Annotated in this window: 22 protein-coding genes and 1 other RNA gene; 3 read left to right on the forward strand and 20 right to left on the reverse strand. The window is 60.1% G+C overall.

The window, feature by feature from the left end; translation table 11 throughout:
- Window positions 1–5: 5 nt before the first annotated feature.
- The 7 genes from ACSQ9D_RS11240 to aqpZ all read right to left on the reverse strand — a co-directional run bounded on the left by ACSQ9D_RS11240 (window position 6) and on the right by aqpZ (window position 8,265).
- Window positions 6–875: an outer membrane protein assembly factor BamD gene (locus tag ACSQ9D_RS11240; RefSeq protein WP_436282306.1), complete on the reverse strand. Its 870-nt coding sequence runs from the start codon at window positions 873–875 to the stop codon at window positions 6–8.
- A gap of 275 nt (window positions 876–1,150) precedes the next feature.
- Window positions 1,151–2,107, reverse strand: a complete 957-nt coding sequence (lpxC, locus tag ACSQ9D_RS11245) for a UDP-3-O-acyl-N-acetylglucosamine deacetylase (RefSeq protein ID WP_436282307.1) — start codon at window positions 2,105–2,107, stop codon at window positions 1,151–1,153.
- A gap of 286 nt (window positions 2,108–2,393) precedes the next feature.
- On the reverse strand, window positions 2,394–4,118 hold the full coding sequence (gene ftsZ / locus ACSQ9D_RS11250; RefSeq protein ID WP_436282308.1) for a cell division protein FtsZ: 1,725 nt from the start codon (window positions 4,116–4,118) through the stop codon (window positions 2,394–2,396).
- A 56-nt stretch (window positions 4,119–4,174) separates the two neighbouring features.
- Entirely contained in the window at window positions 4,175–5,506 is a 1,332-nt protein-coding gene (gene ftsA, locus ACSQ9D_RS11255; RefSeq protein WP_018858330.1) for a cell division protein FtsA, read from the reverse strand.
- Window positions 5,503–6,435 carry a cell division protein FtsQ/DivIB gene (locus ACSQ9D_RS11260; RefSeq protein ID WP_436282309.1) on the reverse strand — a complete coding sequence of 311 codons (933 nt, stop codon included), beginning with the start codon at window positions 6,433–6,435 and terminating at the stop codon, window positions 5,503–5,505. The genes ftsA and ACSQ9D_RS11260 overlap by 4 nt, the downstream gene beginning before the upstream one ends.
- Window positions 6,423–7,349 carry a D-alanine--D-alanine ligase gene (locus ACSQ9D_RS11265; protein WP_368515680.1) on the reverse strand — a complete coding sequence of 309 codons (927 nt, stop codon included), beginning with the start codon at window positions 7,347–7,349 and terminating at the stop codon, window positions 6,423–6,425. The genes ACSQ9D_RS11260 and ACSQ9D_RS11265 overlap by 13 nt, the downstream gene beginning before the upstream one ends.
- Before the next feature lie 229 nt (window positions 7,350–7,578).
- The gene (gene aqpZ, locus ACSQ9D_RS11270) at window positions 7,579–8,265 is read right to left on the reverse strand and encodes an aquaporin Z (RefSeq protein WP_436282310.1); all 687 of its coding nucleotides are present in this window, start codon (window positions 8,263–8,265) and stop codon (window positions 7,579–7,581) included.
- Window positions 8,266–8,479: 214 nt separating this feature from the next.
- Here aqpZ and ACSQ9D_RS11275 point away from each other — a divergent pair, with 214 nt between their 5' ends.
- A complete protein-coding gene (locus tag ACSQ9D_RS11275) occupies window positions 8,480–9,784 on the forward strand; it encodes an MFS transporter (RefSeq protein ID WP_436282311.1) in 1,305 nt (434 codons plus the stop codon).
- Window positions 9,785–9,891: 107 nt separating this feature from the next.
- On the forward strand, window positions 9,892–10,989 hold the full coding sequence (locus tag ACSQ9D_RS11280) for a metallophosphoesterase (protein WP_436282312.1): 1,098 nt from the start codon (window positions 9,892–9,894) through the stop codon (window positions 10,987–10,989).
- Window positions 10,990–10,992: 3 nt separating this feature from the next.
- Here ACSQ9D_RS11280 and murB read toward each other — a convergent pair whose 3' ends face one another.
- From murB to mraZ, 12 genes are all read right to left on the reverse strand, one after another.
- Window positions 10,993–11,967 carry a UDP-N-acetylmuramate dehydrogenase gene (gene murB, locus ACSQ9D_RS11285; RefSeq protein ID WP_037119926.1) on the reverse strand — a complete coding sequence of 325 codons (975 nt, stop codon included), beginning with the start codon at window positions 11,965–11,967 and terminating at the stop codon, window positions 10,993–10,995.
- Window positions 11,964–13,379 carry a UDP-N-acetylmuramate--L-alanine ligase gene (gene murC / locus ACSQ9D_RS11290; RefSeq protein ID WP_436282313.1) on the reverse strand — a complete coding sequence of 472 codons (1,416 nt, stop codon included), beginning with the start codon at window positions 13,377–13,379 and terminating at the stop codon, window positions 11,964–11,966. Before murC ends, murB begins: the two co-directional genes overlap by 4 nt.
- Complete coding sequence (gene murG, locus ACSQ9D_RS11295; RefSeq protein ID WP_436282314.1) at window positions 13,376–14,500, reverse strand: undecaprenyldiphospho-muramoylpentapeptide beta-N-acetylglucosaminyltransferase; 1,125 nt, start codon at window positions 14,498–14,500, stop codon at window positions 13,376–13,378. Before murG ends, murC begins: the two co-directional genes overlap by 4 nt.
- Window positions 14,501–14,506: 6 nt before the next feature.
- Window positions 14,507–15,661 (reverse strand): putative lipid II flippase FtsW, encoded by a 1,155-nt coding sequence (gene ftsW / locus ACSQ9D_RS11300; RefSeq protein WP_024313620.1) that lies wholly within the window; start codon window positions 15,659–15,661, stop codon window positions 14,507–14,509.
- Window position 15,662: 1 nt separating this feature from the next.
- Window positions 15,663–17,075, reverse strand: coding sequence for a UDP-N-acetylmuramoyl-L-alanine--D-glutamate ligase (murD, locus tag ACSQ9D_RS11305; protein WP_436282315.1), 1,413 nt, complete (start codon window positions 17,073–17,075; stop codon window positions 15,663–15,665).
- 7 nt (window positions 17,076–17,082) lie between these two features.
- Window positions 17,083–18,183, reverse strand: coding sequence for a phospho-N-acetylmuramoyl-pentapeptide-transferase (gene mraY / locus ACSQ9D_RS11310; RefSeq protein ID WP_024313622.1), 1,101 nt, complete (start codon window positions 18,181–18,183; stop codon window positions 17,083–17,085).
- A gap of 22 nt (window positions 18,184–18,205) precedes the next feature.
- A complete protein-coding gene (locus tag ACSQ9D_RS11315; protein WP_037119913.1) occupies window positions 18,206–19,639 on the reverse strand; it encodes a UDP-N-acetylmuramoylalanyl-D-glutamyl-2,6-diaminopimelate--D-alanyl-D-alanine ligase in 1,434 nt (477 codons plus the stop codon).
- Entirely contained in the window at window positions 19,636–21,093 is a 1,458-nt protein-coding gene (locus ACSQ9D_RS11320) for a UDP-N-acetylmuramoyl-L-alanyl-D-glutamate--2,6-diaminopimelate ligase (RefSeq protein ID WP_436282316.1), read from the reverse strand. Before ACSQ9D_RS11320 ends, ACSQ9D_RS11315 begins: the two co-directional genes overlap by 4 nt.
- A gap of 67 nt (window positions 21,094–21,160) precedes the next feature.
- Window positions 21,161–22,912: a peptidoglycan D,D-transpeptidase FtsI family protein gene (locus ACSQ9D_RS11325; protein WP_436282317.1), complete on the reverse strand. Its 1,752-nt coding sequence runs from the start codon at window positions 22,910–22,912 to the stop codon at window positions 21,161–21,163.
- Between the two features lie 2 nt (window positions 22,913–22,914).
- Window positions 22,915–23,322: a cell division protein FtsL gene (gene ftsL, locus ACSQ9D_RS11330; RefSeq protein ID WP_436282318.1), complete on the reverse strand. Its 408-nt coding sequence runs from the start codon at window positions 23,320–23,322 to the stop codon at window positions 22,915–22,917.
- Between the two features lies 1 nt (window position 23,323).
- Entirely contained in the window at window positions 23,324–24,349 is a 1,026-nt protein-coding gene (rsmH, locus tag ACSQ9D_RS11335) for a 16S rRNA (cytosine(1402)-N(4))-methyltransferase RsmH (protein WP_436282319.1), read from the reverse strand.
- Between the two features lie 14 nt (window positions 24,350–24,363).
- Complete coding sequence (mraZ, locus tag ACSQ9D_RS11340) at window positions 24,364–24,804, reverse strand: division/cell wall cluster transcriptional repressor MraZ (RefSeq protein ID WP_037120138.1); 441 nt, start codon at window positions 24,802–24,804, stop codon at window positions 24,364–24,366.
- A 578-nt stretch (window positions 24,805–25,382) separates the two neighbouring features.
- Here mraZ and ACSQ9D_RS11345 point away from each other — a divergent pair.
- Window positions 25,383–25,577, forward strand: coding sequence for a hypothetical protein (locus ACSQ9D_RS11345; RefSeq protein ID WP_024313629.1), 195 nt, complete (start codon window positions 25,383–25,385; stop codon window positions 25,575–25,577).
- 44 nt (window positions 25,578–25,621) lie between these two features.
- Here the strand turns inward: ACSQ9D_RS11345 and rnpB are convergent.
- Window positions 25,622–26,017: RNase P RNA component class A (rnpB, locus tag ACSQ9D_RS11350), an RNA gene on the reverse strand.
- Between the last annotated feature and the right edge of the window lie 55 nt (window positions 26,018–26,072).

A 26,072-nucleotide genomic window follows, 5' to 3' on the forward strand; every position in this document is an offset into this window, starting at 1 on the left:
TGGCCTCAGGAACCGAGCAGGAGTTTCTTGCCTGCAGCCGCGATCCAGGAACCCGGGTTTTCACGCGGCTCCGTGCCACCGTTCTTCAAGAGCTTGAAGGAATCGGCGTACCACTGGCTGTCCGGATAGTTATGACCCAGAACGGCGGCTGCGGTTTGCGCCTCCTCGACGATGCCCATTGCGTAGTAGGCTTCGACAAGGCGCGCGAGCGCTTCTTCGATCTGGTTGGTATTCGGATACTTCTCGACGACAGTGCGGAAGCGCGAGATCGCGGCGAGGTATTCCTTCCGCTCCATATAGTAGCGGCCGACCTGCATTTCCTTGCCGGCAATCTGGTCGCGCGCGAAGCGGATTTTCGCCTGCGCGTCGTCGACGTATTCGGAATCCGGGTAGTTGTCGATGACTGCCTGCATGGCCTCGACAGTCTTGGCAGCTGCGCGCTGATCCTGCGTGACGTCCACGATCTGCTTCGAATAGGTCAGACCGATCAGATACTGCACGTAGGGAGCATCTTTCGACTTCGGATACTGCGCCATATAGCGGTTGCCCGAGGCAAGAGCGTCGTCGAGACGGCCCTGGCGATACTTGACGAAGGTGCTCATCACGAGCGCCTTGCGCGCCCATTCGGAGAACGGGTTCTCGCGGTCGATGGCGTCGAACTTGCGCGCCGCTTCGGCCATGTTGCCGGCCTTCATGTTGGCGAGGCCCTGGGTATAGAGAACATCCGGCGGATCGCTCTCGACGCCGAGCTTGCTAATATCGATATCGGGGTCCGACTGGCATCCGGAAATTAAGGCACCTGCGCTCAGCACCAAGACCGATGCGAACAAAGCGCGCGCTGTCTTCATCATACTTTCAGACCCTGCATAACCCATCGGAACAATCCCAACGCCGCCATCCCTCAACGGCAGCCACGCCTTGCTGGCGTTTCTAGCCACAAATGTGGAGCCAGAGCAACGCAATGATGATGCATTAACGCATTTTTGTGGCGATGCAGGCGATAATCGCCCGTTTTGCACCGTGAAAGCTGCACCTGTTGCCGCTAAACATCTGCGGCGAAACATCTATCCGGGAATCACCGTCAGTCTCGTCCCAATAAAGAAACCGCCTCCCGAAGGAGGCGGCCCTGGCCTAAGAGATGCGATGGAGGTCATGCCGACCAGGGAGCAAATTCCGGTGCGTTGACCCGGATGAAATCCCGGGGAGCAACACGCTGGCGCGGCGCAGAGGTCTCGACCACTTCGTAGGCGGTCGGGTCGCTGAGCAACGCCTTGAGAGCATTAGCATTCATCTTGTGGCCGCCGCGATAGGAGCGATAGCAACCGATGAAAGGAGCGCCGGCGAGCGCAAGGTCGCCGACGGCATCGAGTGCCTTGTGGCGCACGAATTCGTCCTTGGCGTAGCGCAGGCCTTCGACATTGATAACGGTATTGTCGTCCGAGATGACGACCGAATTCTCAAGCGAGGAACCAAGCGCGTGGCCGGAGGCCCAAAGACGCTCGACATCCCGCATGAAACCGAAGGTACGAGCGCGCGACAGCTCGGACTTGAACGTCGCAGCCGTCATGTCGCCTTCCCACTTCTGCCGGCCGATCAGCGGGCAATCGAAATCGATCTCGACTTCAAAGCGCGTACCATCATAGGGACGGAACTCGCTCCACGAGCCGCCATGCTCGATGCGAACCGGCTTGGTGATGCGGATATACCGGCGCTTCACGCCGAGCGATACCAGGCCAACCTGTTCGATCGCTTCGATGAAAGGCATTGAACTGCCGTCCATGATCGGCATTTCGGCGCCATGAACCTCGATCACGACGTTATCGAGACCGAGCGCGTAGACGGCAGCCATGACATGCTCGACCGTCGCAACCGAGTGCGCCGGCGAGAACCCAAGAACGGTGCAGAGATCCGTATTGCCGACCTGCGAAGACACAGCACGGTATTCGGAAACCTCGCCGTTCTCATGCATGCGATTGAAGACGACGCCAGTGTCAGCTTCTGCCGGGTTGAAGGTAATCGAAACGTCAGCACCAGAATGAACGCCGATGCCCGAGAGCGTGATCGGACGTGATACCGTCGTTTGAAAACCCAACATGCCAATAACCATAAATTTTGCCTTTATTATCCCTGGTGACCCGCCGCGGCTAACATGCCGAACTATCTGCCAGGGTTCATTTCACTCCGTCGAAGTCTCGCCATAAAGCGCGAGACGACGGTTTCTTGAGCACATACATACGTGCGCCCGGGTTCCAATCCAAATCACTGTTTCTTTCGCATTGTTACGAAAGCATGCCTTTGAAATAACAGCGTAATTGGCGCCAGATTCGATGCCCTGAAACGGCAATGCCCGGGAGCGTACTCCCGGGCATCCTTGTGGCGATTCTGTCTCTGCCTCAGTTCGACTGACGACGCAAGAATGCGGGAATTTCGAGCTGATCGTCTTCCTGCATCATGCGAGCCTGCGGAACGCTGCGGCCCTGATCGTCGAGGTTTCCGCGGCGCGGCGCATAGAGGCTGGCTTCCGGAGAAAGCGCACGGCGCTGTTGCGAGGCAGCCGCAGGAGCCGACGTCATCTCCGGCGCGACTTCCTCTTCGCGGCGGCCAAGCGAGTTGGTGATCCGCTTCAGGAGGCCCATCGGACCGCGTTCTTCATGCGCATGAGACGTGGGGGCGGGCTGCGAGCGATGGTCGATCTCTGCCTGAACCACTGGCGGGAAATCCTCCACTTTCGGCATGCGAACGGGCTGTTGGGCGGTCATTGGCTGCTGCATGACAGGCGCCGGCTGGCTCATCACAGGCTGCTGAACCGGCTGGCTCACGACAGGTGCGTGAACCGGAGCCTGCTGAACCGGGGCTGGACGAATGACCGGAGCGGCTTCCGGAGCGGCAAAGATCTTGCTCTGCGGACGGAAGGTCTCCTGCATCGCCGGCTGCTGCACCGGTGCTGCTGCACGTGGAGCGTGGATCTCGAGCTCGCGCTCCATTTCCGCTTCAGCCGTGCGGATCGCCTGCGCGACCGGGTCGACGGGCTTTGGTGCCTGCTGCATGACAGGTGCAGGCTGAACCGCGGCCGGCGCCGGAGCGACGGCCGCGGAAGGACGGACAATCGGCTTTGCGACAGGCTGGAATGTCTTGCCGGCTGCTTCGTTGAACGCACGGTCGATGCCGGTTGCGACGACGGAGACGCGGATGATGCCTTCGAGCGATTCGTCGAACGTCGCGCCGAGGATGATGTTCGCATCCGGATCGACTTCTTCGCGGATACGCGTTGCTGCTTCGTCGACTTCGAAGAGGGTAAGGTCGCGACCGCCGGTAATGGAGATCAACAGGCCCTGTGCGCCCTTCATCGAAGTTTCGTCGAGCAGCGGGTTGGCAATCGCAGCTTCGGCAGCCTGCATCGCGCGGCCCTGGCCCGATGCCTCGCCGGTGCCCATCATTGCGCGGCCCATTTCGCGCATGACCGAGCGAACGTCGGCGAAGTCGAGGTTGATGAGACCTTCCTTCACCATCAGGTCGGTGATGCAGGCAACACCGGAGTAGAGGACCTGGTCTGCCATCGCGAACGCGTCGGCAAAGGTCGTCTTGTCGTTGGCGATGCGGAAAAGGTTCTGGTTCGGAATGACGATCAGGGTGTCGACCGACTTCTGCAGCTCCTGGATGCCGGATTCAGCCAGACGCATGCGGCGCCCGCCTTCGAAGTGGAAGGGCTTGGTCACGACGCCGACCGTCAGGATGCCCTTGTTACGGGCTGCCTGTGCAACGACTGGAGCAGCGCCAGTGCCGGTGCCGCCGCCCATGCCGGCGGTGACGAAGCACATGTGCGTTCCGTTCAGGTGGTCGACAATCTCGTCGATGCACTCTTCAGCGGCCGCGCGACCGACTTCCGGCTGCGAACCAGCACCGAGCCCTTCCGTGACGTTGGCGCCGAGCTGGATAATGCGCTCTGCCTTGGTCATCGTCAGGGCCTGGGCGTCCGTGTTGGCAACGACGAAGTCGACGCCCTGGAGGCCAGCGGAGATCATGTTGTTGACAGCGTTGCCACCGCCACCGCCAACACCGAACACGGTGATACGCGGCTTAAGCTCAGTGATATCCGGCTTTTGCAGCTTGATAGTCATGTTACCGTTCCTTCTCTTTATGGCCGCATCGCCACGCCGGCCAATTCACTCAATTGTCAGAAGCTTTCTTTCAACCACTGGCCCATGCGGGCAAAGCGGCTGGTATTTCCCCCAAGCGACATGAGCAGACCGCTCTGTGACGCATGTGTTTCTTGGTCCGCGACCTGCGGATAGATCATCAGACCGACGGCGGTCGAAAAGGCTGGGCCCTTCGCTGCGGTCGGCAGCCCCGAGACGCCCATCGGACGACCGATTCTGACGTTGCGGGCAAGTATGCGGCGCGCAACTTCGGCAAGGCCGGTCAGCTGGCTCGCACCACCCGTCAGCACGACGCGCTTGCCGACGATCGGGCTGAAGCCCGAGCGCTGGATGCGATCGCGGATCAATTCCATCGTTTCCTCGATACGGGCGCTGACAATGCGCGATACCAGCGCACGCGGCACCTGCGTCGGCAGGTCGCGTTCGTCTTCGCCGATCGGCGGGATCGAGATCAGTTCGCGCTCGTCCGAGGAGTTCGGCATCGCGGAAGCATGAACGACTTTCAGGCGTTCGGCATCCTCGATACGCGTCGAAAGACCACGGGCCAGATCAGTGGTGACGTGATGGCCGCCAAGGCTGACGGCATCGGTGTGCACCAGCTTGCCCTCTGCGAAGACAGAAATCGTCGTCGTGCCGCCGCCCATGTCGATCGCCGCGCAGCCGAGCTCGACTTCATCATCGACGAGAGCGGCAAGGCCGGAGGCGTAAGGCGTCGCGACGATTCCCTCGACCGAGAGGTGCGCGCGATTGACGCTGAGTTCGAGGTTCTTCAGCGCGGTGCGCTCAGCGGTGACGACATGCATGTCGACGCCGAGAACATCACCATACATCGACAGCGGATCGCGGATGCCGCGCTCACCGTCGAGCGAGAAGCCAGTTGCCAGCGAATGAAGGACCGCGCGATCCTGTCGAAGCGACTGCTGGCAGGCAGCGGACAGAACCTTCTTGAGGTCGTTCAGCTCAACTTCCTGACCACCGAGATCGATGGTCGCAGTGTAGATGTCGCTTGTCAGGCGACCCGCCGTGACATTGACGATCAGGCTTTCGACGGTCAGGCCGGCCATGCGCTCGGCTGCATCGACCGCAAGCCGAATCACGCTTTCCAGCGCATCCAGGTCTGAGATCGCGCCGGTCTTGATGCCGCGCGAACGCTGGTGCCCAATCCCGATGATCTCAATGTTGTGCGTGCGGCCGGGCAGAACCTGACTTTCCTCGCGAGGCGTCAGGCGGCCAATCATGCAGACGACCTTCGTCGATCCGATGTCCAGCACCGAAACGACATGGGACCGCTTCGACGAAAGCGGCTTCAGGCGCGGCAATCCGAAATGGGACGAACCGAACAAGCTCATATATTTTGCCCCGCCTTTTTCAATTCCTTGGTCCGCTGATCAAGCACGAGTTGCCGGCGCGCCATCGCTTCCGGCGTCAACTCAATTGCCGTGCGGTCGGTAAGCCTCAGATCGACGGCAGCGATGTCACGCTCCAGAAGATCCTGCTCCTTCATGAACTTCGACAGCCGCGCCAATGCCAGCTCGACATCGTCTTCCGGCAGCTTCACCGCAATACCGTTGTCCATGTGCAGATCCCAACGACGACCCGAAACCCAGACGTAGGCCTTCACCCGCGCCTTGATCTCCGGCCACTGTGCGAATTCGGCTTCGAGCGAGGTTGCAGCAACCTCCGCACCGCGACCAACCACGAGGGGCAGCTCCGAAAATTTGTTATCGCGCAGCGGAGCGATTACCGAACCACCCTTCTCCACGAGAGAAAGTTCCTGGCCATGCTGCCAGATGGCGTAAGCCTGACGCTCTTTGAGTTTTACCTCGATCGTCTTCGGATAGATCTTGCGGACTTCGACATTTTCGACCCAGGGAAGCCTAGCGATCTTCTGACGCGCCGCATCGACGTCGAGCGCCACGAGCGACGTCGTGCCATCCAGCCCCAACAGCTGCAGGATCTCGATTTCGGAGGTCTCGGAATTGCCGGACACCTTGACGTCATCGATTGCAAATCCGGCAGCGGTCGTCGTCGCTTGCGCAACAGCTTCGGTGTGACCACCGAGCGACATGCCGTATAGACCCGTCACAGCAAAGAAGGCCAAGGCGGAGACCGTCCCGACATGGGCCGGAATATGGATGCGGCCACTTCCGAGGCTGACAAGGAAGCGCACGACACGGCGCAGCGGGCGCGGAAGAACCAGCCGACCATCACCCTCGGGATACGAAGGCTCAGCCTGATGACTTGGGCGCCCTATTCTTTTGACCGTCACCGAGAACAAGAAGCGTCCTCCACCATCCAACGGAGAAATTCACCAAACGAGTAGCCGGCATGACCAGCCATTTCGGGCACCAGGGAGGTTGGCGTCATGCCCGGCTGAGTATTGATTTCCAGCCAGATAATTTCGCCATCTTCGGAGAAGCGATCGTCGTAACGAAAGTCGGAGCGACTGACGCCACGGCAACCAATTGCTTGATGCGCCCTTAACGCCAATGATTGTATTTTTTGGTAAATATTCGGTGAAATTTCTGCCGGGATGACGTGTTTCGATCCACCCGCGACATACTTGGCGTCATAATCGTAAAAGCCATGACCCAGCGGCACCACCTCGGTCACGCCAAGCACCTGATCCCCCATCACACCGCAAGTCAGCTCCCGACCATAGACGTAACGCTCGACAAGAACCTCTTCGCCGTAGCGCCATTCCGGAGAGCTGATAATCTGCGGCGGATGCGATTGATCCTCCTGGACGATCACCACACCGAAGCTGGAGCCCTCACGCACAGGCTTCACAACATAGGGCGGCTTCATCGGATGCTCGGCCGGAAAAGCGAATCGATTGATCACCTCGGATTGAGCAACCGGAACGCCCGCAGCGGCGGCAACGCCCTTGGCCTTCTCCTTGTCCATGGCAAGCGCCGAAGCCAGCACGCCGGAATGCGTGTAGGGAATCTCAAGATACTCGAGGACGCCCTGGATCGTGCCATCCTCGCCGTAGGGGCCATGCAGCGCATTAAAGACGACATCAGGTCGCAATGCAGCAAGCTTCGCAGACACATCGCGATCGACGTCAATCCGCGTCACCTGGAAGCCCTCAGCCTCAAGGGCATCCGCGCACGCCGTCCCGGAAGAAAGGCTTACCGGCCTCTCCGAGGAAAACCCGCCCATCAGGACAGCGACATGCTTGCGACTCATCAACACCCCCAAAAAATAACCTGCACACTGTGTTTCGACGCTTGCACCAAGCTTGTTTCTCGTCCGAATCCAGCTTGATGATGCAGGTGTATTAGAGCCCGATTATGGTTAATGAAGTGTTTACTTTCGTTAATTTTCACCGCGGAAAGCGGCGTGGACATGACGGCGCAGAACGCAAAAGCCCCCGCAGCGGCAGCCCGTGCCGTGCGCGTTCGTTCAAGAAGTTGCGTCAGTTTGAGGCCTCTTCGCCTGTCATTTTCCAGACAAGGCCACCCAGGACACTGCCTACAAGCGGCGCAACCCAGAACAGCCACAGTTGCTGCAACGCCCAGCCGCCGACGAACAATGCCTGTCCTGTCGAACGAGCGGGATTGACCGACGTATTGGTGACCAGAATCGAAGTCAGATGAATGAGCGTCAGCGCAAGCCCGATGGCGATTGGCGCAAAGCCCGCCGGCACCCTGCTGCTCGTTGACCCCAGGATGATGAAGATGAACGTCAGGACGACTTCGATGATAAGCGCAGAAAGAAGCGAGTAGCCGCCGGGCGAATGCTCACCATAACCATTGGCGGCAAAGCCTCCGAGCTCGAAACCAGCCTTGCCGCTGGCGACGGCATAGAGCAAAGCCGCGGCAACAATCGCGCCAATGACCTGTAACGCGATATAAAGAACCACGCGACCGACCGGGAATTTGCCCGCGATTGCGAGACCGACAGAAACCGCCGGATTGAAATGCCCGCCGGAAATGCCGCCGACGGCAAAAGCCATTGTCAGGACGGTAAGACCGAATGCAAATGCAACACTTGCAAAACCAATGCCAAGTTCGGGAAACGCTGCCGCAAGCACGGCACTGCCGCATCCGCCGAACACAAGCCAAAACGTTGCAAGAAATTCTGCAACAAGACTTTTCTGCATATTTCCCTCCTGCGCTCAACCAGAGCGTTCATGAGGAAGCGGCTTCATATTGATTCTGGTCAAGTGATCACACGCGGCATCGATGGGCGGAAAAATGCAAAGCCTGCTAATCTTTTTTTCGGTTGTTACGCGATGGGCATTTGCGCCGAATTAAAATTGCGTTAAGAGCCGCCTGCCTTCCCAAGGCATCTTTACAATCCCGATTGGAATGAAAATGTCAGACGCGATATCCAGAGTATCGCCGACTCCCGCTTCATCGAACAGTGCGCAAGTCAACTCGCCGGCGCGCGTTCTGATCGCGAGCCTCGTCGGCACCACAATCGAGTTCTTCGATTTCTACGTCTATGCAACTGCCGCCGTGCTGGTCTTCCCGACGCTGTTCTTCCCGAACAGCGACCCGACGACCGCGCTGCTTGCATCCTTCGCAACCTTCTCGATCGCCTTCTTTGCCCGTCCGCTTGGCGCCGTCGTCTTCGGCCATTTCGGCGACAGGATTGGCCGCAAGACGACGCTCGTTGCCGCCCTGCTCACCATGGGTATCTCGACGGTGGTAATCGGCCTTCTGCCCTCCTATGAATCGATCGGCGTCATCGCGCCGCTGCTGCTGGCGCTTTGCCGTTTCGGCCAGGGCTTCGGTCTCGGCGGGGAATGGGGCGGCGCCGTGCTGCTCGCGACGGAGAACGCGCCGGAAGGCAAGCGCAGCTGGTATGGCATGTTTCCGCAGCTTGGCGCTCCGGTCGGCCTGTTCCTCTCCTCAGGCATTTTCTGGCTGCTTCTACAGGTCATGTCTCAGGACGCCTTGCTGAGCTGGGGCTGGCGTGTGCCGTTCATCTCGTCCATTCTGCTGATCGTCATCGGTCTCTGGGTCCGCCTCTCGATCACCGAAACGCCGGCTTTCCAGAAGGCGATCGACAAGCAGGAGCGCGTTGCCGTCCCGGTTGCCGAACTTTTCCGCAAGCACAAGCGCAGCCTATTCCTCGGCACCTTCGTGGCGCTCGCCACCTTCGTGCTGTTCTACATCGGCTCGGCTTACCTGCTGTCCTACAACGTCAAGGTCCTGAAGATACCGTTCCTCGACGCGCTCGAAATCCAGATCGTCGGTTCGGTCGCCTTCGGTATCTTCATTCCTGTTGTTGGTAAACTCGCCGAGCGGTTCGGACGTCGTGAGATGCTGATCCTCACCACCGTACTGATCGGTATCTTCTCGTTCTTCCTGCCGGGGTTGATGACGGGCGGCGAAGGCAGCATCGTGGTGTTTGCGATCGTCGCCATGGCGCTGATGGGCATGACCTACGGTCTGATCGGCACCGCGCTTGCCGCCCCCTTCCCAACGGCCGTTCGCTACACCGGTTCGTCGATCACCTTCAACCTTGCTGGCATCTTCGGCGCTTCGCTGGCGCCCTATATCGCCACCTGGTTGCAGGCAAACCATGGCATGCAGTATGTCGGCTACTATCTCGGTCTGTCTGCCGTGATCACGCTGATCTGCATCCTGGCCTCGGGCCGCGACGAAGTCTGATCCCGGAAATAGTCCAATTTCAAGTGCCGCGACAGGCAACTGTCGCGGCTTTTTTGTTGTTGTCTGTTAACGCCTGGCTCCTAGATTTTCAGAAACGGGGGAGCCAGATGCTGACAAGACGATCCCTGCTGACGCAAGGGCTAGGTACCGGGATTTCGCTGACACTGCCGTCAATTGCGAAGGCAGCCAGCCCTCCGCCCATCGATGTCACCTTCCTTGTCATCAACGACGTCCACGCATGCCGCTTCGGAGACGGGCTAAGCCCGAACTGCCAGGATGAAGGCAAGACCGACGCAAACCTGCTACGCCACATTCTTGCATTGAACAACATTCACCACCAAACCTGGCCGATGGAAATCGCCCGGAGACCGAGCGGCCTGCCGCTCGCCGGACAGCCCATTGCAAGGCCGCAGGGCATCATCGTCTGCGGCGATGTCACGGACGATGGTGGTGGTCAGACGGCAGAGTTCGCGGAAGGATCGCAGTTGCTGCAGTTTTCCCATCGCTACCAGCAAGGAGTCGGTGCCGATCATGTGCACTTTCCAGTCTATGTCGGCCTCGGCAATCACGACCTCGATCAGGATGGGCGCCCGCCGCAGGTCGACTGGTATCGCGATGAGCTGCGCGATTACGTGCAGATGAACCACAAGCCGAGCGTCTTCTTCAAGCCGCTGGTGCCCGCCGACAACTACGACGAAGCCTCGGACAACTATTCCTGGAACTGGGGCGGACTGCATCTTATCCAGGCGCAACGCTACGGTGGAGACAATACGAAAGGCGCCGCAAGCAGCCTCGATTGGATGAAGCGCGATCTCCAGACCTATGCGTCAGATGGACGCCCGGTTGTCATCTTCCAGCACTACGGGTGGGATCCGTTCTCATTGGAGCGCTGGGATCCTGAAAAGAAAACGTTCAACGCAAGCGGCAACGGCGCACCCCATTGGTGGGGTGAATCAGAACGTCAGGAACTTCTCGCAATCCTCGAAGGCTACAATGTAATCGGCGTTTTTCACGGACACGAGCACAACACGCCCATGGCCTACACCGTCGGAAAACTGGATGTCTTCAAAGCGAAAGCCGCCTTCATGGGCGGCTTCTGCCTTGTCCGGGTGACAAGCAACACGATGGATGTAGCGATCGGCGAAGCCAGCGACAACAGGGGCGGAGTGACCTTCTCCACCGCTTTCACCAAGCGCTTCGCCTAAGGACTACTCGCTGGTCACGCCCTGAAAGGGACGTACCTCGCGCCCGGGCATGAAGACGCCGAGACGCTTGATCTCCCACTCGAGCTTGATTCCGGAATTCTCGAAGACTTCGCGGCGGACCTGTTCGCCGAGATATTCGAGATCGTATCCTGTCGCCTGCCCCATGTTGATCATGAAGTTGCAGTGAAGCGAGGACATCTGCGCGCCGCCGATCACCAGGCCCCGGCATCCGGCCTCGTCGACGAGCTTCCAGGCGGAATGCCCTTCCGGGTTTTTGAAGGTCGAGCCGCCAGTCCTTTCGCGGATCGGCTGTACCGTCTCGCGATGGCTGCGCACGGCGTCCATCTCAGCGCGGATCTTGGCGCGATCCTCGCCATACCCTTCGAAGAGCACCGACGTGAAAATCAAATCGTTCGGTACCGACGAATGACGGTAGGAATAGCCCATATCGGCGTTCGACAAGACATGCTTGTTACCCTTGCGATCAACGGCGTTCACCTCGACAAGCCGTTCGCGCGTCTCGGCGCCGTTGGCGCCGGCGTTCATGCGTACCGCACCGCCAATGCTCCCCGGAATGCCGTAGTAGAAATGGAAGCCGCCTATGCCGTTATCCATTGCCATGGCTGCGACATGCTTGTCTGGGCAGATTGCACCGGCAAGGATGCGATTTTCGCCCGCGAGCTCGACCGAGCCGAAGCCCTTCGCCGAAAGCCGCAGAACGACGCCAGGAATTCCACCATCGCGCACGAGAATGTTGGAGCCGACGCCCACGACAGTGACCGGCACCTCCTGCGGCAGAATCTTGAGGAAGGCGATAAGGTCATCCTCGTCGTGCGGCTGGAACATCAGTTCGGCCAGACCGCCGGCGTGGAACCAGGTGACACGGTCCATCGGCGCATCCGGTGTGATCCTCCCACGGATGTCCTTTACGCCGTCGCCAAGCGACGCAAGAAGCTTTTCCCCATTCACCTGTTTCATGCAGATATTCCCGAAAGGCTTTCCAATTGCTTGGGCAGCGCTGCCGCCCAGTATGTGATACTCCCAGCCCCTAACAGAACCACAAAATCCCCCGGCTTTGCAATCTCTGCGACCATTTCAGGCAAAAGCTCTGGGGACGACAGGAAGCGGGCATCGCGGTGACCGCCCGATTTGATCCGCGACACAAGCGCCTCGGAGTTCGCTCCTTCGATCGGATCCTCACCCGCGGCGTACACAGGCGCGAGGAAAATACTGTCCGCATCGTTGAAGCAGGATGCAAACTCTTCGAAAAGGCTGGACAGCCGCGAATAGCGATGCGGCTGATGAACCGCGATTACACGCCCCGCGCAGGCCTCGCGTGCAGCCCGCAGCACGGCCTTGATCTCGACCGGGTGGTGGCCGTAATCATCGAAGATCTGAACACCGTTCCATTCGCCGGTCAGCGTGAAGCGGCGCTTGACGCCGCCAAAGGACGCGAGCCCCCTGGCAATGTCCTTGCTCGACATGCCGAGACGGTTGGCAACCGCGATCGCGGCTGTGGCGTTGGAGATGTTGTGGCGACCCGGCATGGGCATGACCAGATTGTCGAGCCTGATAACCTGCCCCGTCCGGCGGCGGCGGATCTCCACGTCGAAGATCGAACGCGCACCATCGATGCGCACATTCATGAAGCGCACGTCGGCCTGCGGGTTTTCACCATAGGTGATGACCTTGCGATCCTCGATCCGACCGACCAGCGCCTGCACCTCCGGGTGGTCGAGGCACATGACGCCGAAGCCATAGAACGGCACGTTCTCGACGAACTGCCGGAAAGCAGCGCGAACGGCATCGAAGTTGCCGTAGTGGTCGAGGTGTTCCGGGTCGATGTTGGTGATAACAGCAACATCGGCGGGAAGCTTCAGGAACGTGCCGTCGGACTCGTCGGCCTCTACCACCATCCACTCACCCTCGCCCATTCGGGCATTGGTGCCGTAGGCATTGATGATGCCGCCATTGATGACCGTAGGATCGAGCCCACCTGCTTCCAACAACGTCGCCACCAGCGACGTCGTCGTGGTTTTGCCATGCGTACCGCCGATCGCGATCGCATTGCGGAACCGCATCAATTCGGCAAGCATCTCCGCCCGGCGCACGACCGGCAGCAGCTTTTCGCGCGCCGCCACGAGCTCCGGGTTGCTTTTCTTGATCGCGGTCGAGACGACCACCACTTCGGCGTCACCGAGGTTCTCTGCTTTGTGGCCGACGAAGACTTCGATGCCCTTATCGCGCAGGCGTTGCACGTTGGCGCTGTCAGCCTGATCCGATCCCTGCACGCGATGGCCGAGATTATGGAGCACTTCGGCAATGCCGCTCATACCGATGCCACCGATGCCGATGAAATGAACGAGGCCGATGGCCTTCGGCATTTTCATGCGCGTTTCCCCTTGAACTCTGCAATTGTACGTCGTGCCGCAATAGCCTCTACCATGTCGGCAAGCAAGTTCGCAGCGTCGGGTTTACCCGCTTGCTTGGCGGCAGCGGCCATCCGGGCGAGCTTTTCCGGGTCGTTCATCACATGGGTGAGGATCGAAGCGATCTTCTCGGGCGAAAGCTCGGCCTGCGGAATGACCTTGGCGCCGCCTGTCGCCGCAAGCGCTGCCGCATTCGCCGCCTGATCGTGATCCAATGCATGCGGATAAGGCACGAGCACGGCCGGTCGCCCGATGACGGAAATCTCCGAAACAGTCGATGCGCCGGAGCGGCAGATAACGAGATGTGCCGCGGCAAGTCGTTCGGCCATATCGGTGAAGAACGGAGCTGTGTCAGCCGCCATCTTCAATTGGGCGACGCAAACGCTCATCATCTCCATGTCTTCTGGTCGAACCTGCTGGGTAATGCGCAGGCGGTCGCGAAGCTCGTCATCGAGCAAGCTGATGGCCGTCGGCATTGCCTTGGAGAAATACTGCGCACCCTGGCTGCCGCCAAAGACGACGAGATTGAAAGGCTCACCAGGATTCGATGGAGAATATGGCACGTTGGCAGCGGCGATAATCGCCGGGCGCACCGGATTGCCTGTCGTGACCGTCTTGTCGGGAAACTGGCCCCCGCCTTCAGGCAGGAATCCGCCAGCAATCGCCTGCACGCGGCTCGCCAGCGCCTTGTTGGCGCGTCCCATCACCGCATTCTGCTCATGGATCATGGCAGGCACGCCGAGGCGCGTTGCGGCGAGCAACGGCGGCACGGTCGGATATCCGCCGAAGCCGACGACGACAGCGGGCTTCAGGCGCGCCATCAGCTTCTTGGCGGCCCGCATGCCGCTCCAGAGCGTCCACAGGGAGCGTGCAACGGCGACCGGATTTTTCGAACCGATCGTCGCCGACGGCACGACATGAATCTCTTCGGCAGGGAATTTGCCGGCATAGCGCTCAGCGCGGCTGTCGGTGACCAGATGCACGGAATAGCCGCGTTCCTTCAGCTTATAGGCCAAAGCCTCAGCGGGAAACACATGACCGCCGGTTCCCCCGGCGGCAAGCAGGACGATGCCTTTACTCATAAGCACTCACTCCGCCGGCATACCATGCGCGACGCGGAAGAGGCTCCGCTCTTGCGCACGCTTTTCCGGCCTATGACGCGTCAAAGCGAGAATAAACCCGGCGGTGACGCAGATCGCGACCATGGACGAACCGCCGTAGGAAATCAGCGGCAGGGTCATGCCTTTTGCCGGGAGCAGTTCGAGATTGACGCCCACGTTGATGATCGACTGTATTCCGATCTGCAGCACGAGACCAGCGACAGCAAAGCGGTTGAAGTCGTTCCGCTCCTTGTAGGCATGCGAGAGACCGCGCAGTACGAGGACGGAAAACAGCGCGACAAGCGCCATGCAAAAGACGATCCCGAACTCCTCGGCAGCGACCGAGAAGATGAAGTCGGTATGCGCGTCCGGAATGATGCGCTTGACGATGCCCTCGCCCGGTCCCTGGCCAAACCAGTCGCCGCGGATGATGGCTTCGCGCGCCGTATCGATTTGGAAGGTGTCGCCCTCCCCGGTCAGGAACTTGTCGATACGCAGCGCCACGTGCGGGAACACGTAATAGGCGCCAAAGAGTCCGCCGACGCCGCCGGCGCCAAGAAGGATGATCCATATCCAAGGCATGCCGGCCATGAAAAACATCCCCCCCCAGACGGCCGTCGTCAGGATCGTCTGCCCAAGGTCGGGCTGTGCGACCAGAAGCGCGGCAACGATGCCGAAGAGGATGATGGCGAACAGGTTGCCCGGAATCTCCGGTTGCCTCGCATGCTCGGCAAAGAGCCACGCACACACGACGACGAAAGCCGGCTTCATGAACTCGGAGGGCTGGATCGAAATGCCGGCCAAGGTGACCCAGCGTCGGGAGCCCTTGACCTCGACGCCGAAGAACAGCGCCAACAGCATCATGCCGAGGGCGACAATCAGCAGGATGATCGCCGTGCGCCGCACTTGGCGCGGCGTCAGGAAGGAGAGCCCAATCATGACACAGAGCGAGGGGATCATGAAGGCCGCGTGTCGCTTGACGAAGTGGAACGGCTCCAGCCCGATGCGCTCGGCGACCGCTGGCGACGCGGCGAACGACAGCATGAAGCCGATGCCCATCAGGAAGATGAACATCGCCAGAAAAAAGCGGTCGATGGTCCAAAACCAATCGGCCAGAGGTCCACGTTCCGCACGGCTTACCATGTCATTTATCTCCTGTTGCCGAATCGATCAGCATGGTGATTCCGTCGAGCGCTGCCACATGGCTGACAAATGCATCGCCCCTGACTTCGAAGTTCTTATATTGGTCGAAGCTTGCGCAAGCCGGAGATAACATCACGGCCAGCGGGCCGCTTTCATCTTTTTCGGCATCCGCAGCAGCATGCGCTACGGCGCGCTCCAGTGTTCCAGAAATCTCATATGGCACGGCTTCGCCGAGCGTCGCGGCAAATTCGGCCGCAGCTTCGCCGATCAAGTAAGCCTTGGCGATCCGCGGGAAGAAGCCCGTCAGCGACGTGATGCCCCCAGCTTTTGGCAGCCCGCCGGCGATCCAGTAGATGCGGTCGTAACTCGACAGCGCCGGAGCGGCCGCATCCGCGTTGGTGGCCTTCGAGTCGTTGACGAAAACGACGTTGCTGCGACACCCGACCGGCTGCATCCGATGCTTGAGCCCGGGGAAGGATGTCAAGCCCGCACGAATTTCCTCTTGCGAGACACCGACTGCAAGGCATGCGGCAACTGCCGCAGCGGCATTCTGCGCATTGTGGCTGCCACGTAGTGTCTGGATCCCTTCAAGATCGGCAATCGACTTTGTTGCGCCTCCCGAGGCCTGGATAAGCTTGGTTCCTTCCGCATAGATGCCATAGGGAAGCGCATGACGCCGGGAAATCCGCGTGACCTTGCCGCCTGCTCGCTCGATGCGATCTGCGATCATCTCGCAATGGCTGTCGTCCACGCCGATGACGGCAACGCCGCTACCTGCAACGAGCCGCTCCTTGATGTCGGCATAGTGCTGCATCGTCCCGTGGCGATCGAGATGATCGGGCGTCAGGTTGAGCAGGATGCCAGCGGAGGGATTGAGCGTCGGCGCAAGGTCGATCTGATAGGATGAGCATTCGACGACGTAGAAGCGCCCCTCTTTCGGCGGATCGAGCGTCAGGACCGCCGTCCCGATGTTGCCGCCAAGCTGGGTGTCGCGCCCGCTGGATCTCAGTATGTGCGCGATCAGCGCCGTCGTCGTCGACTTGCCGTTGGTGCCGGTGATGGCGATGAACGGGCAACCCGGCGCATGCGCCCGGCGTTCGCGTACGAAAAGCTCGACGTCGCCGACGATATCAACCCCGGCCGCACGAGCGAGATCGACTGTCCAGTGGGGCTTCGGATGCGTCAACGGAACGCCTGGCGAAAGCACGAAGAGCGACTGCGCGCTCCAGTCAATAGAGCGCAGATCTACTGTACGAATGCCTTCAGCGGCAGCCTTGGAGACGCTGTCTGGGTTATCGTCCCATGCAGTGACCTCGGCACCCCCCAATTTGAGCGCACGCGCCGTGGCAAAGCCCGAGCCGCCGAGCCCAAAGAGCGCGACCTTCTTCCCTGCAAGTGTCGTAACCGGGATCATCGCCGCCTTACCGCAGCTTCAGGGTGGAGAGACCAAGCAGGGCGAGACCGACGGCGACGATCCAGAAGCGGATCACCACCTGGCTTTCCGTCCAGCCCTTCTTTTCGAAATGGTGATGGATCGGCGCCATCAGAAAGACGCGCCGACCCGTCATCTTGAAGAAGCCGACCTGAATGATGACCGAGAGCGTCTCCATTACGAACAGACCGCCGATGATCGCCATGACGATCTCGTGCTTGGTCGCAACGGCAACCGTGCCGATCGTGCCGCCGAGCGCCAGCGAGCCGGTGTCGCCCATGAAGATCGCGGCGGGCGGTGCATTGAACCAGAGGAAGCCAAGGCCGGCACCGATGACGGCGCCGAGGACAACCGAGAGTTCGCCCGTGCCGGGTACGAAATTGATCTGTAGATAATTCGCGAAGACGACGTTACCCGCCAGATAGGCGATGACGCCAAAGGACGCAGCGGCGATCATCACGGGGACGATGGCAAGGCCATCAAGACCATCGGTAAGGTTCACGGCATTGCCGGCGCCAACGATGACGAAGCCGCCGAAGACAACGAACATGATGCCGAGATTGATCATGAAATCCTTGAAGAAGGGAAAGGCCACCGACGACCCGAAGGTCGAACCTGCCGTACCCGACGCCAGCGCCGTGCGCATCATGAAGTAGACTGCAATGCCAGCGATCACGAACTCGATACCGAGACGAGCCTTGCCCGAGAATCCCTTATGGCTCTGCTTGGTGACCTTCAGGTAGTCGTCATAAAAGCCGATCGCACCGAAACCGAGGGTCACGAGCAGCGTGGCAACCACATAGAGGTTCGAAAGGTCGGCCCAAAGCAGCGACGATCCGACAATACCGGCGAGGATCATCAGGCCGCCCATCGTTGGGGTACCGGCCTTCTTGAAGTGCGTTTGCGGACCGTCGGCGCGGATCGGCTGCCCCTTGCCCTGGCGGATACGCAGCGAATTGATGATCATCGGACCAAAGAGGAACACGATGAAGGCGGACGTAAACAGGGAGGCGCCCGTGCGGAAGGTAATGTACCTGAACAGATTCAAGAATTTCAGGTGTTCCGACAGTTCGACAAGCCAAATCAGCATTCAGGGCCCCTTGTTTACCCGCTCAAAAATCGCGTTGCGTGTCGGCAAATGGCGGGAACTTGTCAAGGAGCGCCGCGACGATCTTGCCGAAACCGATGCCCAGTGACGATTTTACCATCAGCACGTCGCCAGCCGCGACCGCGTTCAAAATATATTCTGCTAGTTCTTCGGTCTTCTCGTAGTGGACGACCTGCACGCTCTCGGGGAGCGATTCCTTCAGCGCAACCATCTCAGGGCCGGCAAGCCAGACGTGCTCAATACCGGCAGCGAGCAATGGCCCCGCAAGATCCGAATGGACTTTCTCCGCGTAGTCGCCCATCTCCAGCATGTCGCCAAGCACGGCGACGCGGCGTCCCGTGCCTGTCGGCACGGAACTCGCAAGCACAGCGATTGCCGCCCGCATCGAAGCAGGATTGGCGTTGTAGCTTTCGTCGACGACTGTGAAGGAGCTGCGCTCGATCGCCAACCGATGACGACGGCCCCTTCCCTTTTCCGGCTGGAGGGTCGCAAGGGCGGCGATTGCCTGCTGCATATCAGCTCCGACGAGCTTCACGACGCCGAGGGCGGCCAGCGCATTCTCGGCGATGTGCCGGCCCGGCGCGCCGATCGCAACTTCCTTCGTCTCGCCGTCAATGGTGATCCACAACGTCGAACTCTGATCAGAGCCGTTGAATTCTGCCAGGCGAAAATCGGCCTTCGCATGCTGACCGAAGGAATGGATATGCTGGATACCGTGGGCCTGTGCGGTGCGCTCCAGGAAGTTGAACTGATCGTTGTCGCGATTAAGCACCACCTGCCCGCCCGGCACGACGCCTTCGAAAACCTCGGCCTTTGCCGTCGCGATCTCCCGTATGCTCTTGAAATTGCCGAGGTGAGCGGGCGCGATCGTCGTGATCACGGCAACATGCGGCTGGATCATCTTGACCAGCGGCCGGATCTCGTCAGGATGGTTCATGCCAACTTCGAAGACGCCGAAATAGGTATCGAGCGGCATGCGGGCGAGCGTCAAAGGTACGCCCCAGTGATTGTTGAAAGAGGCAACGGAGGCATGCACCTTGCCCGAAGGAGACAAGACCCGCCGCAGCATCTCCTTGGTCGTCGTCTTTCCGACCGAGCCGGTCACGGCAATGATCTGGGCGCGCGAACGCGCGCGCGAGGCTTGCCCGAGTTTGCCAAGCGCCGCCAGCACATCCTCCACGACGATCACCGGAACCGTCAGCCGGCCCATGGCGGGAAGACGGGCTTCGCTGACGACGAGAAGAGCTGCACCGTTCGCCATCGCCATTGACGCATAGTCGTGGCCGTCGACGCGGTCGCCCTTGATGGCGAAGAAGGCTTCGCCGGACGCAATGGAACGGCTGTCGATGGAAATCCCGGTAATGCCCTCAGGCAAAGTGCCGAACGGCCGCCCTGCCATGGCGGCAATCATGTCTTCCGTCGTCCAAAGCCAGTTCACGGTTTCAGCTCCTCCAAAGCCTTACGCAATTCGGCATGATCCGAAAACGGCAGGGTGACGCTCCCGATCGTCTGCCCTTCCTCGTGTCCCTTGCCGGCAACGATCAGCGTGTCGCCAGACGTCAGCATTTCAACCGCCGTGCGGATCGCCTCGGCGCGGTCGCCGATTTCGCTTGCGCAGCTTGCGGCCGCCATGATCTCGGCGCGGATCGCCGCCGGCTCTTCTGAACGCGGATTGTCATCGGTGACGATCACCACATCGGCCAGACGGCAGGCGATCTCGCCCATAATCGGGCGCTTGCCTCGATCACGGTCACCGCCGCAACCAAATACCACGATCACACGGCCGGTGGTAAACGGCCGGACGGACTCCAAAACATTGGCGAGCGCGTCCGGCTTGTGCGCGTAATCGACATAAGCGAGCGCGCCATCCCTGGTATGGCCCACCAATTCCAGACGCCCGGATGCGCCCTGCAGCTTCTCGAGCGCGGCCATGGCGACCTTCGCCGGCACGCCCGTCGACATGGCAAGGCCTGCCGCGACGAGTGCATTGGCCACCTGGAAGTCGCCGGCAAGCGGAATGTCGACCTCAAAGATCTCGCCGTCGGCATGAATTTCAGCCACCTGCTTGTGGCGGAAATGCTCGACGCGCTTCAGTGTCAGGTAATCGCCCTTGCGGCCGACGGTGCGAACATCGTGCCCCGCACGGCGAGCTGCCTCGACCGCTTGTTCAGACCAGGCATCGTCGGCAAAGATCACGGCCGGTGCGCCCTTCGGCAGCAGTGTGTCGAACAGGCGCATCTTCGCGGCCATGTAGCTTTCGACCGTCGGATGGTAGTCCATGTGATCACGGCCGAGGTTGGTAAAGGCGGCGGCAGCGAGCTTGACACCGTCCAGGCGGTACTGATCGAGGCCATGGCTGGAAGCCTCCATCGAGGCGTGTGTGACGCCCTCGTCCGCGAGTTCTGCCAGCAGCTTGTGGAGTGAAACCGGATCAGGTGTTGTCAGTGAGCCGTATTCGTTGCGTGTCGGCGAGACGACGCCAGTCGTGCCGATCATCGCGGCCGCATGGCCGGCATAGGCCCATATCTGCCGGGTGAAGGAGGCAACCGACGTCTTGCCGGCTGTGCCGGTCACGGCAACCATCGTCTCCGGCTGCTTGCCATAGAAACGTGAGGCCGCGATCGACAGGAAGCGGCGCGGGTCGCTGACGACAAGAACGGGGATCGAAGCATCAATGCTGTGGGAGGCAACTGCTACGACGGCGCCACGTGTTGCCGCATCGGCGATAAAGCCTGCGCCGTCCGCCTTCGTCCCGGCGACAGCCACAAACACCATTCCGGGTTCGATCTTGCGGCTGTCGGACGAGATGCCGGAAACCGCCAGCGCCCCGACAGACCCGGCCAATTGATCAAGTTCCGGAAATGCATCTCCGGCGATGTCTCGCAAGTTCATCGAATGTACTTTTCTCTTTCAAGCCGCCGCGCCCCCGTGGCGAATCGGCTCCGACATTCATTCAGACTCAATAAGACACCAACATGGCCGATCCGTCGTCACCGAACTTGGGTTCCACACCGAGAATTGGCGCTGCGCGGGCAATGATGTTCTTCACCATCGGCGCTGCCGTGTACGCGGCGATGTTCTGGCCCTTCTCACCATTGTGCGGTTCATCGCAGAAAGTGAGCACGACATATTTCGGGTCATCGATCGGGAACGCCGCAAGGAACGCATTGAAGTTGAGGTTCGTCGCATAGCGGCCGTTGACGACCTTGTCGGCCGTTCCGGTCTTTCCGCCGACGTTGAAGCCGGGAACGTCCGCATTGCGCCCCGAGCCCTTGATGCCGTTCAACTTGAAGAGATAGCGCACGTCGTCGCTGGTGCTCTTCTTGACGACCACTTCAGCGACTTCATCTGCCTGCTCACGGTTGCGCGGCAGGAAGGTCGGCTCGATGAGCTTGCCACCATTGACAAGCGCGGCACCGGCGACGGCAGTCTGCAGCGGGGTGGTCGACACCCCGTGGCCAAAGGAAATCGTGATGGAGTTGATTTTCTTCCAAACCTTCGGTTGGCTCGGCATTTTCACTTCCGGCAGTTCGGTCTGCATCTTGGTCAAAAGGCCGAGCTTCGTCAGGTAGTCTTTCTGAGCATCCATGCCGACGATGTCGATGATGCGGGCGGTACCGACGTTCGACGAATACTGGAACACTTCGGGCAGCGTTAGCCAACGGCGCTGACCGTGGAAGTCATGGATAGTGAAGCCGCCGATGCGGATCGGCTGCGTCGCATCGAAGCTGTCGTTGAGGCTGACCTTGCCAGTATCGAGCGCCATGGCGAGCGAGAAGGTCTTGAAGGTCGACCCCATCTCGAACGTGCCATTCGACATGCGGTTGAGCCAGCCCTCCTTGGCGCCTTCCAGCGGATTGTTGGGATCGAAATCCGGCGCCGATGCCATCCCAAGCACCTCGCCGGTATGAATATCGAGGATGACGGCGCCAGCACCCTTTGCCTCGTAGTTCTTGACCGCGTTGACGACGACATCACGCACGATGTTCTGGACACGAACGTCGATCGACAGGCGCACCGGTTCAAGCGGCTGATCGCTTGTCATGCCGACTGAAGCAAGGTCGGCAAGTCCCTGATCATCGATGTATTTTTCCATGCCGGCAACGCCGCGGTTGTCGATGTTGACGTAACCGAGGATATGCGCAGCAGTCGCACCACCGGGATAGAAGCGGCGTTTTTCAGGCCGGAAACCGATGCCGGGAATGCCGAGCGCAAGGATCTGGCTCTGCTGCTTGGGCGTCAACTGGCGCCGCAACCAGGCAAAATGGGATGTGCCGTTCGCGAGCTTCTTGTAGGTGCCTTTCATGTCGAGGTCAGGCAGAACCGTAGCAAGCTTTTCGACCGCCTCGTCCGCATCGACGACCTTGTTCGGCTCGGCAAAGAGCGAGACTGTGCGGATATCGGTTGCCAGCACTTCGCCGTTTCGATCCAGAATATCAGGGCGCGACGCCATCAGACGATCCGGCGGCAGTATGCTGGAGACAACGTCCGGATCGCGAACCGCGTATTCGACGAGACGCCCACCGATCACGCAATAGACCCCGAGGAATCCGACGATCAGCAGACCGACGCGGCTCTTGGCCTGCACTGCCTTCTTCTTTCTCGATCCCTCGATCTGCACGCTACCGGACGCCCCGCCAAGACGGTTGTATACGCCAGCGGAAAAATGCGCCTGGCTCTTCAAGACCATGATGCGTGAAAGAAAGGACATCTCTACTCCACCGATCCGGTTGCCATCTGGTCTTCTTCTTCGGGTTGCGGCACCACTGCCTTAGGCTTCGCTTTGGCGCCTGAACCGGCCTTCGCCTCGGTAACGTCGGGAACCGGAACCTGCGACTTCAGCATCGGCAACTCCCTGGCATGAACGAGGGAGGTGGACGCCGTCGGCTGCAGCTTAAGTTCGCCATTGTAGTTGTTGACGAGACGCTCGAGCCTGTTCGGCTGGGACAGCAACGCCCAATCCGCCTTCAACAGGTCGATCGTGTCCTTCTCGAGCTTGATCTCCGCTTCAAGGCGATGAACTTCCTCGAGCTTGAGCTCTGCGTGATGCTTGATCGTGTAGGTGACAGCGGCAGCGGCTGTCATGACACCGACCAGGATGAGGTCCAACGTTCTCAGCATATCAACCTCCGAGCTTTCCGAGGCTCGCCAGGTTCGGCAGCCCGAAGATGGAAACGTCAGCCGCTTCGGTGGGGGCTGCGGTGCGCAGCGCTGCACGCAGCTTGGCAGAGCGCGCCCGCGGGTTGACCTCGGCTTCCGCCTCGCTTGCAGCGACCATCGGCTTGCCGATCCGCTCGAAGGTCGCCGCACGCTCGTGCGCGACGGGCAGATGGCGAGAGCCCGACGCCTTGCCGGCGCGATCTGAGAAAAACGTCTTGACGATCCGATCCTCAAGAGAATGGAAGGTGACGACAACCAGGCGCCCGCCGGGCTTCAGCGCCCGCTCGGCAGCAAACAGCGCCTGCGCCAGTTCGCCAAGCTCATCGTTGACGAAAATGCGCAGCGCCTGAAAAACGCGCGTCGCCGGATGAATCTTATCCTTCATCTTGCGGGGCGTGACGCGTTCGATAAGGCCCGCCAGATCGCGCGTCGTTTCGAACGACTTCTCGGCACGCCGTTTTTCGATCGCGTGAGCGATGCGCGGCGACTGACTTTCTTCTCCGAGAAAATGGAAGATACGAATCAGATCGGCCACCTTGGCACGATTGATTACATCCGCCGCAGAAACACCGGCAGCCGACATGCGCATGTCCAGAGGGCCATTCTTCTGAAAGGAGAAACCGCGCTCCGCTTCATCGATCTGCATCGACGATACGCCGATATCGAGCACCACCCCGTCCAATCCATCGGGTGGAGCGCACTCTGCCAAACGAGAGAACTGCGAATGAACGAGTTTCAAGCGCCCCTGACTGCTTGCCACAAGCGCCTGGCCGGCCGAGATAGCGGTCGGATCGCGATCCAGCGCAATCACATCGGCGCCAGCATCGAGAATGGCTGACGTATAACCGCCCGCGCCGAATGTGCCATCCAGGATGAGCTTGCCAGGGCAAGGATCGAGCGCCGCCAGAACCTCGTGGAGGAGAACCGGAATGTGGCGAACCGGTCCGCCACCGGCATCAGTTGAATCTCCGCCAGGATTCGCCGCCATTCCGTTCCCTCGTATTATTCGGAACGCCTGCCCGCCAGCCGACGCCCTCCTCGTGCCTGCATCTGCGCAGCCTGAAATGCCTGCGGCTGCCACAGCTGAAAATGATCCGCCCGACCGACAAAGGTCACCTCGTCCGAGACGCCGGTAAAGTCGCGAATGAAATCCGTGACCATCAGCCGACCCTCCGCATCGAGCTTCATGAAGATACCGCCCCCGTGGATCAGAAGCGACATCTCGTTCGCATCCGGCGAAAACGGATCCTCCGCAGCGATCTGACGCTCGAACCTTTCCAGAAGGTCCGGACCGCCGACGCTGATTGCCGGAAACACAAAGTCCTGGAAGCAATAGAGCTCCTGAACATTGCGCTGCGCCAGCACGGATCGAAACGCTGCCGGCACGGAGACCCTGCCCTTGGAATCGATTCTGTTGGTCGCATTTGAAAGGAAGCGGCTCATGACACGAAACATCCGTTCCCGAAAGAGCCCGGACTGAACTCACAAGCCCGGAACCCCGAAATTCAGGCACAGCTTCGCGAGCCGAATGGGCACAACCCCATCCGGCGCTTCCGGAAAGGAAGACGCCTTGGCTTTGCGATTGATGGGCACCTACTTGCCCTTGCGCAGTGCAGGAATGGGATAACATGGGACCATATGGGCGTCAATGGGAAACGCCCGTCTCACGATGAGCGCAGTATCGAAAATTTATAAGCTGTTAAGTTTAACAAAGGGTTAGGATCGCGCATCTGCAGGCTGAATAGCGGCGCGCTCGCCACCCTTTCAACGGCGGCAGATGACCCAAATAGCGACAGGCAAATAGGCGATTTCAAACAGCGTCTTAGCGCGGCGCATTCATGGACGAGGCGGATCGTCGCGATGCCTCACATGAAGAGGTATGCCGCTGCTATCCACTTTGAAGTAGGCGACCAACCCCTTCGGATAGAACCACGTGCAAAATCATGAAGGGCCGGAGAATTGAATTAGTTGGAGGCTGCTGCATATTATGCAGTGCTAAATAAGAATCGTGGAGTAATGCTATGACAAACTTCACACTAAAGGGGCTTCTTTACGGGCGTTTTGAGCCGGAAAAGCGTATTCCGCTGTCGCAGACTGGCATGACGACCGACATAAAATGCGATTCCTGCGGCAAGATATTCAAGCGTTGGTCTATTCTTGCTCGCAGCAGCACCACCTGCGAAGAATGTCTGGCGAAGGCGCCGACCGCTCATTAGCGACCGACGGCGATCACACGCAAGCCACGCTCCTGCAAAGGTAGTTCGCCAGCTGGCCTGTAAGCCGGGTTCTGTATGGCCCCGGCCGAAGCCGGAACGTGGCAGCCATTCCTCTGGGACAGCGTTCGCACGCTGCCTCACGCAACCCACCCGGATGACTGACCTGGAAACCGGCCGGAAGGCTTGCGCCCACCACGTCATCCCTATTCGGTCTTGCTCCCGGTGGGGTTTACCTTGCCATCGCCGTTACCGGAAATGCGGTGGGCTCTTACCCCACCCTTTCACCCTTACCTGCCGAGGCAGGCGGTTTGCTTTCTGTGGCACTTTCCCTGAGGTCGCCCTCGCCGGACGTTATCCGGCACCGTGTTTCCGTGGAGCCCGGACTTTCCTCACCCTACCGCCTTTCGGCATTGGTAAAGCGCGGCTGCCCGGCCAACTGGCACGGCTCCCTTAGCGGAGACTTGGGGCGAATTCCACTGAAATATCGCCAATCTC

The organism is Rhizobium sp. LjRoot258 (genome assembly GCF_964254185.1).
Classification (GTDB): domain Bacteria; phylum Pseudomonadota; class Alphaproteobacteria; order Rhizobiales; family Rhizobiaceae; genus Rhizobium.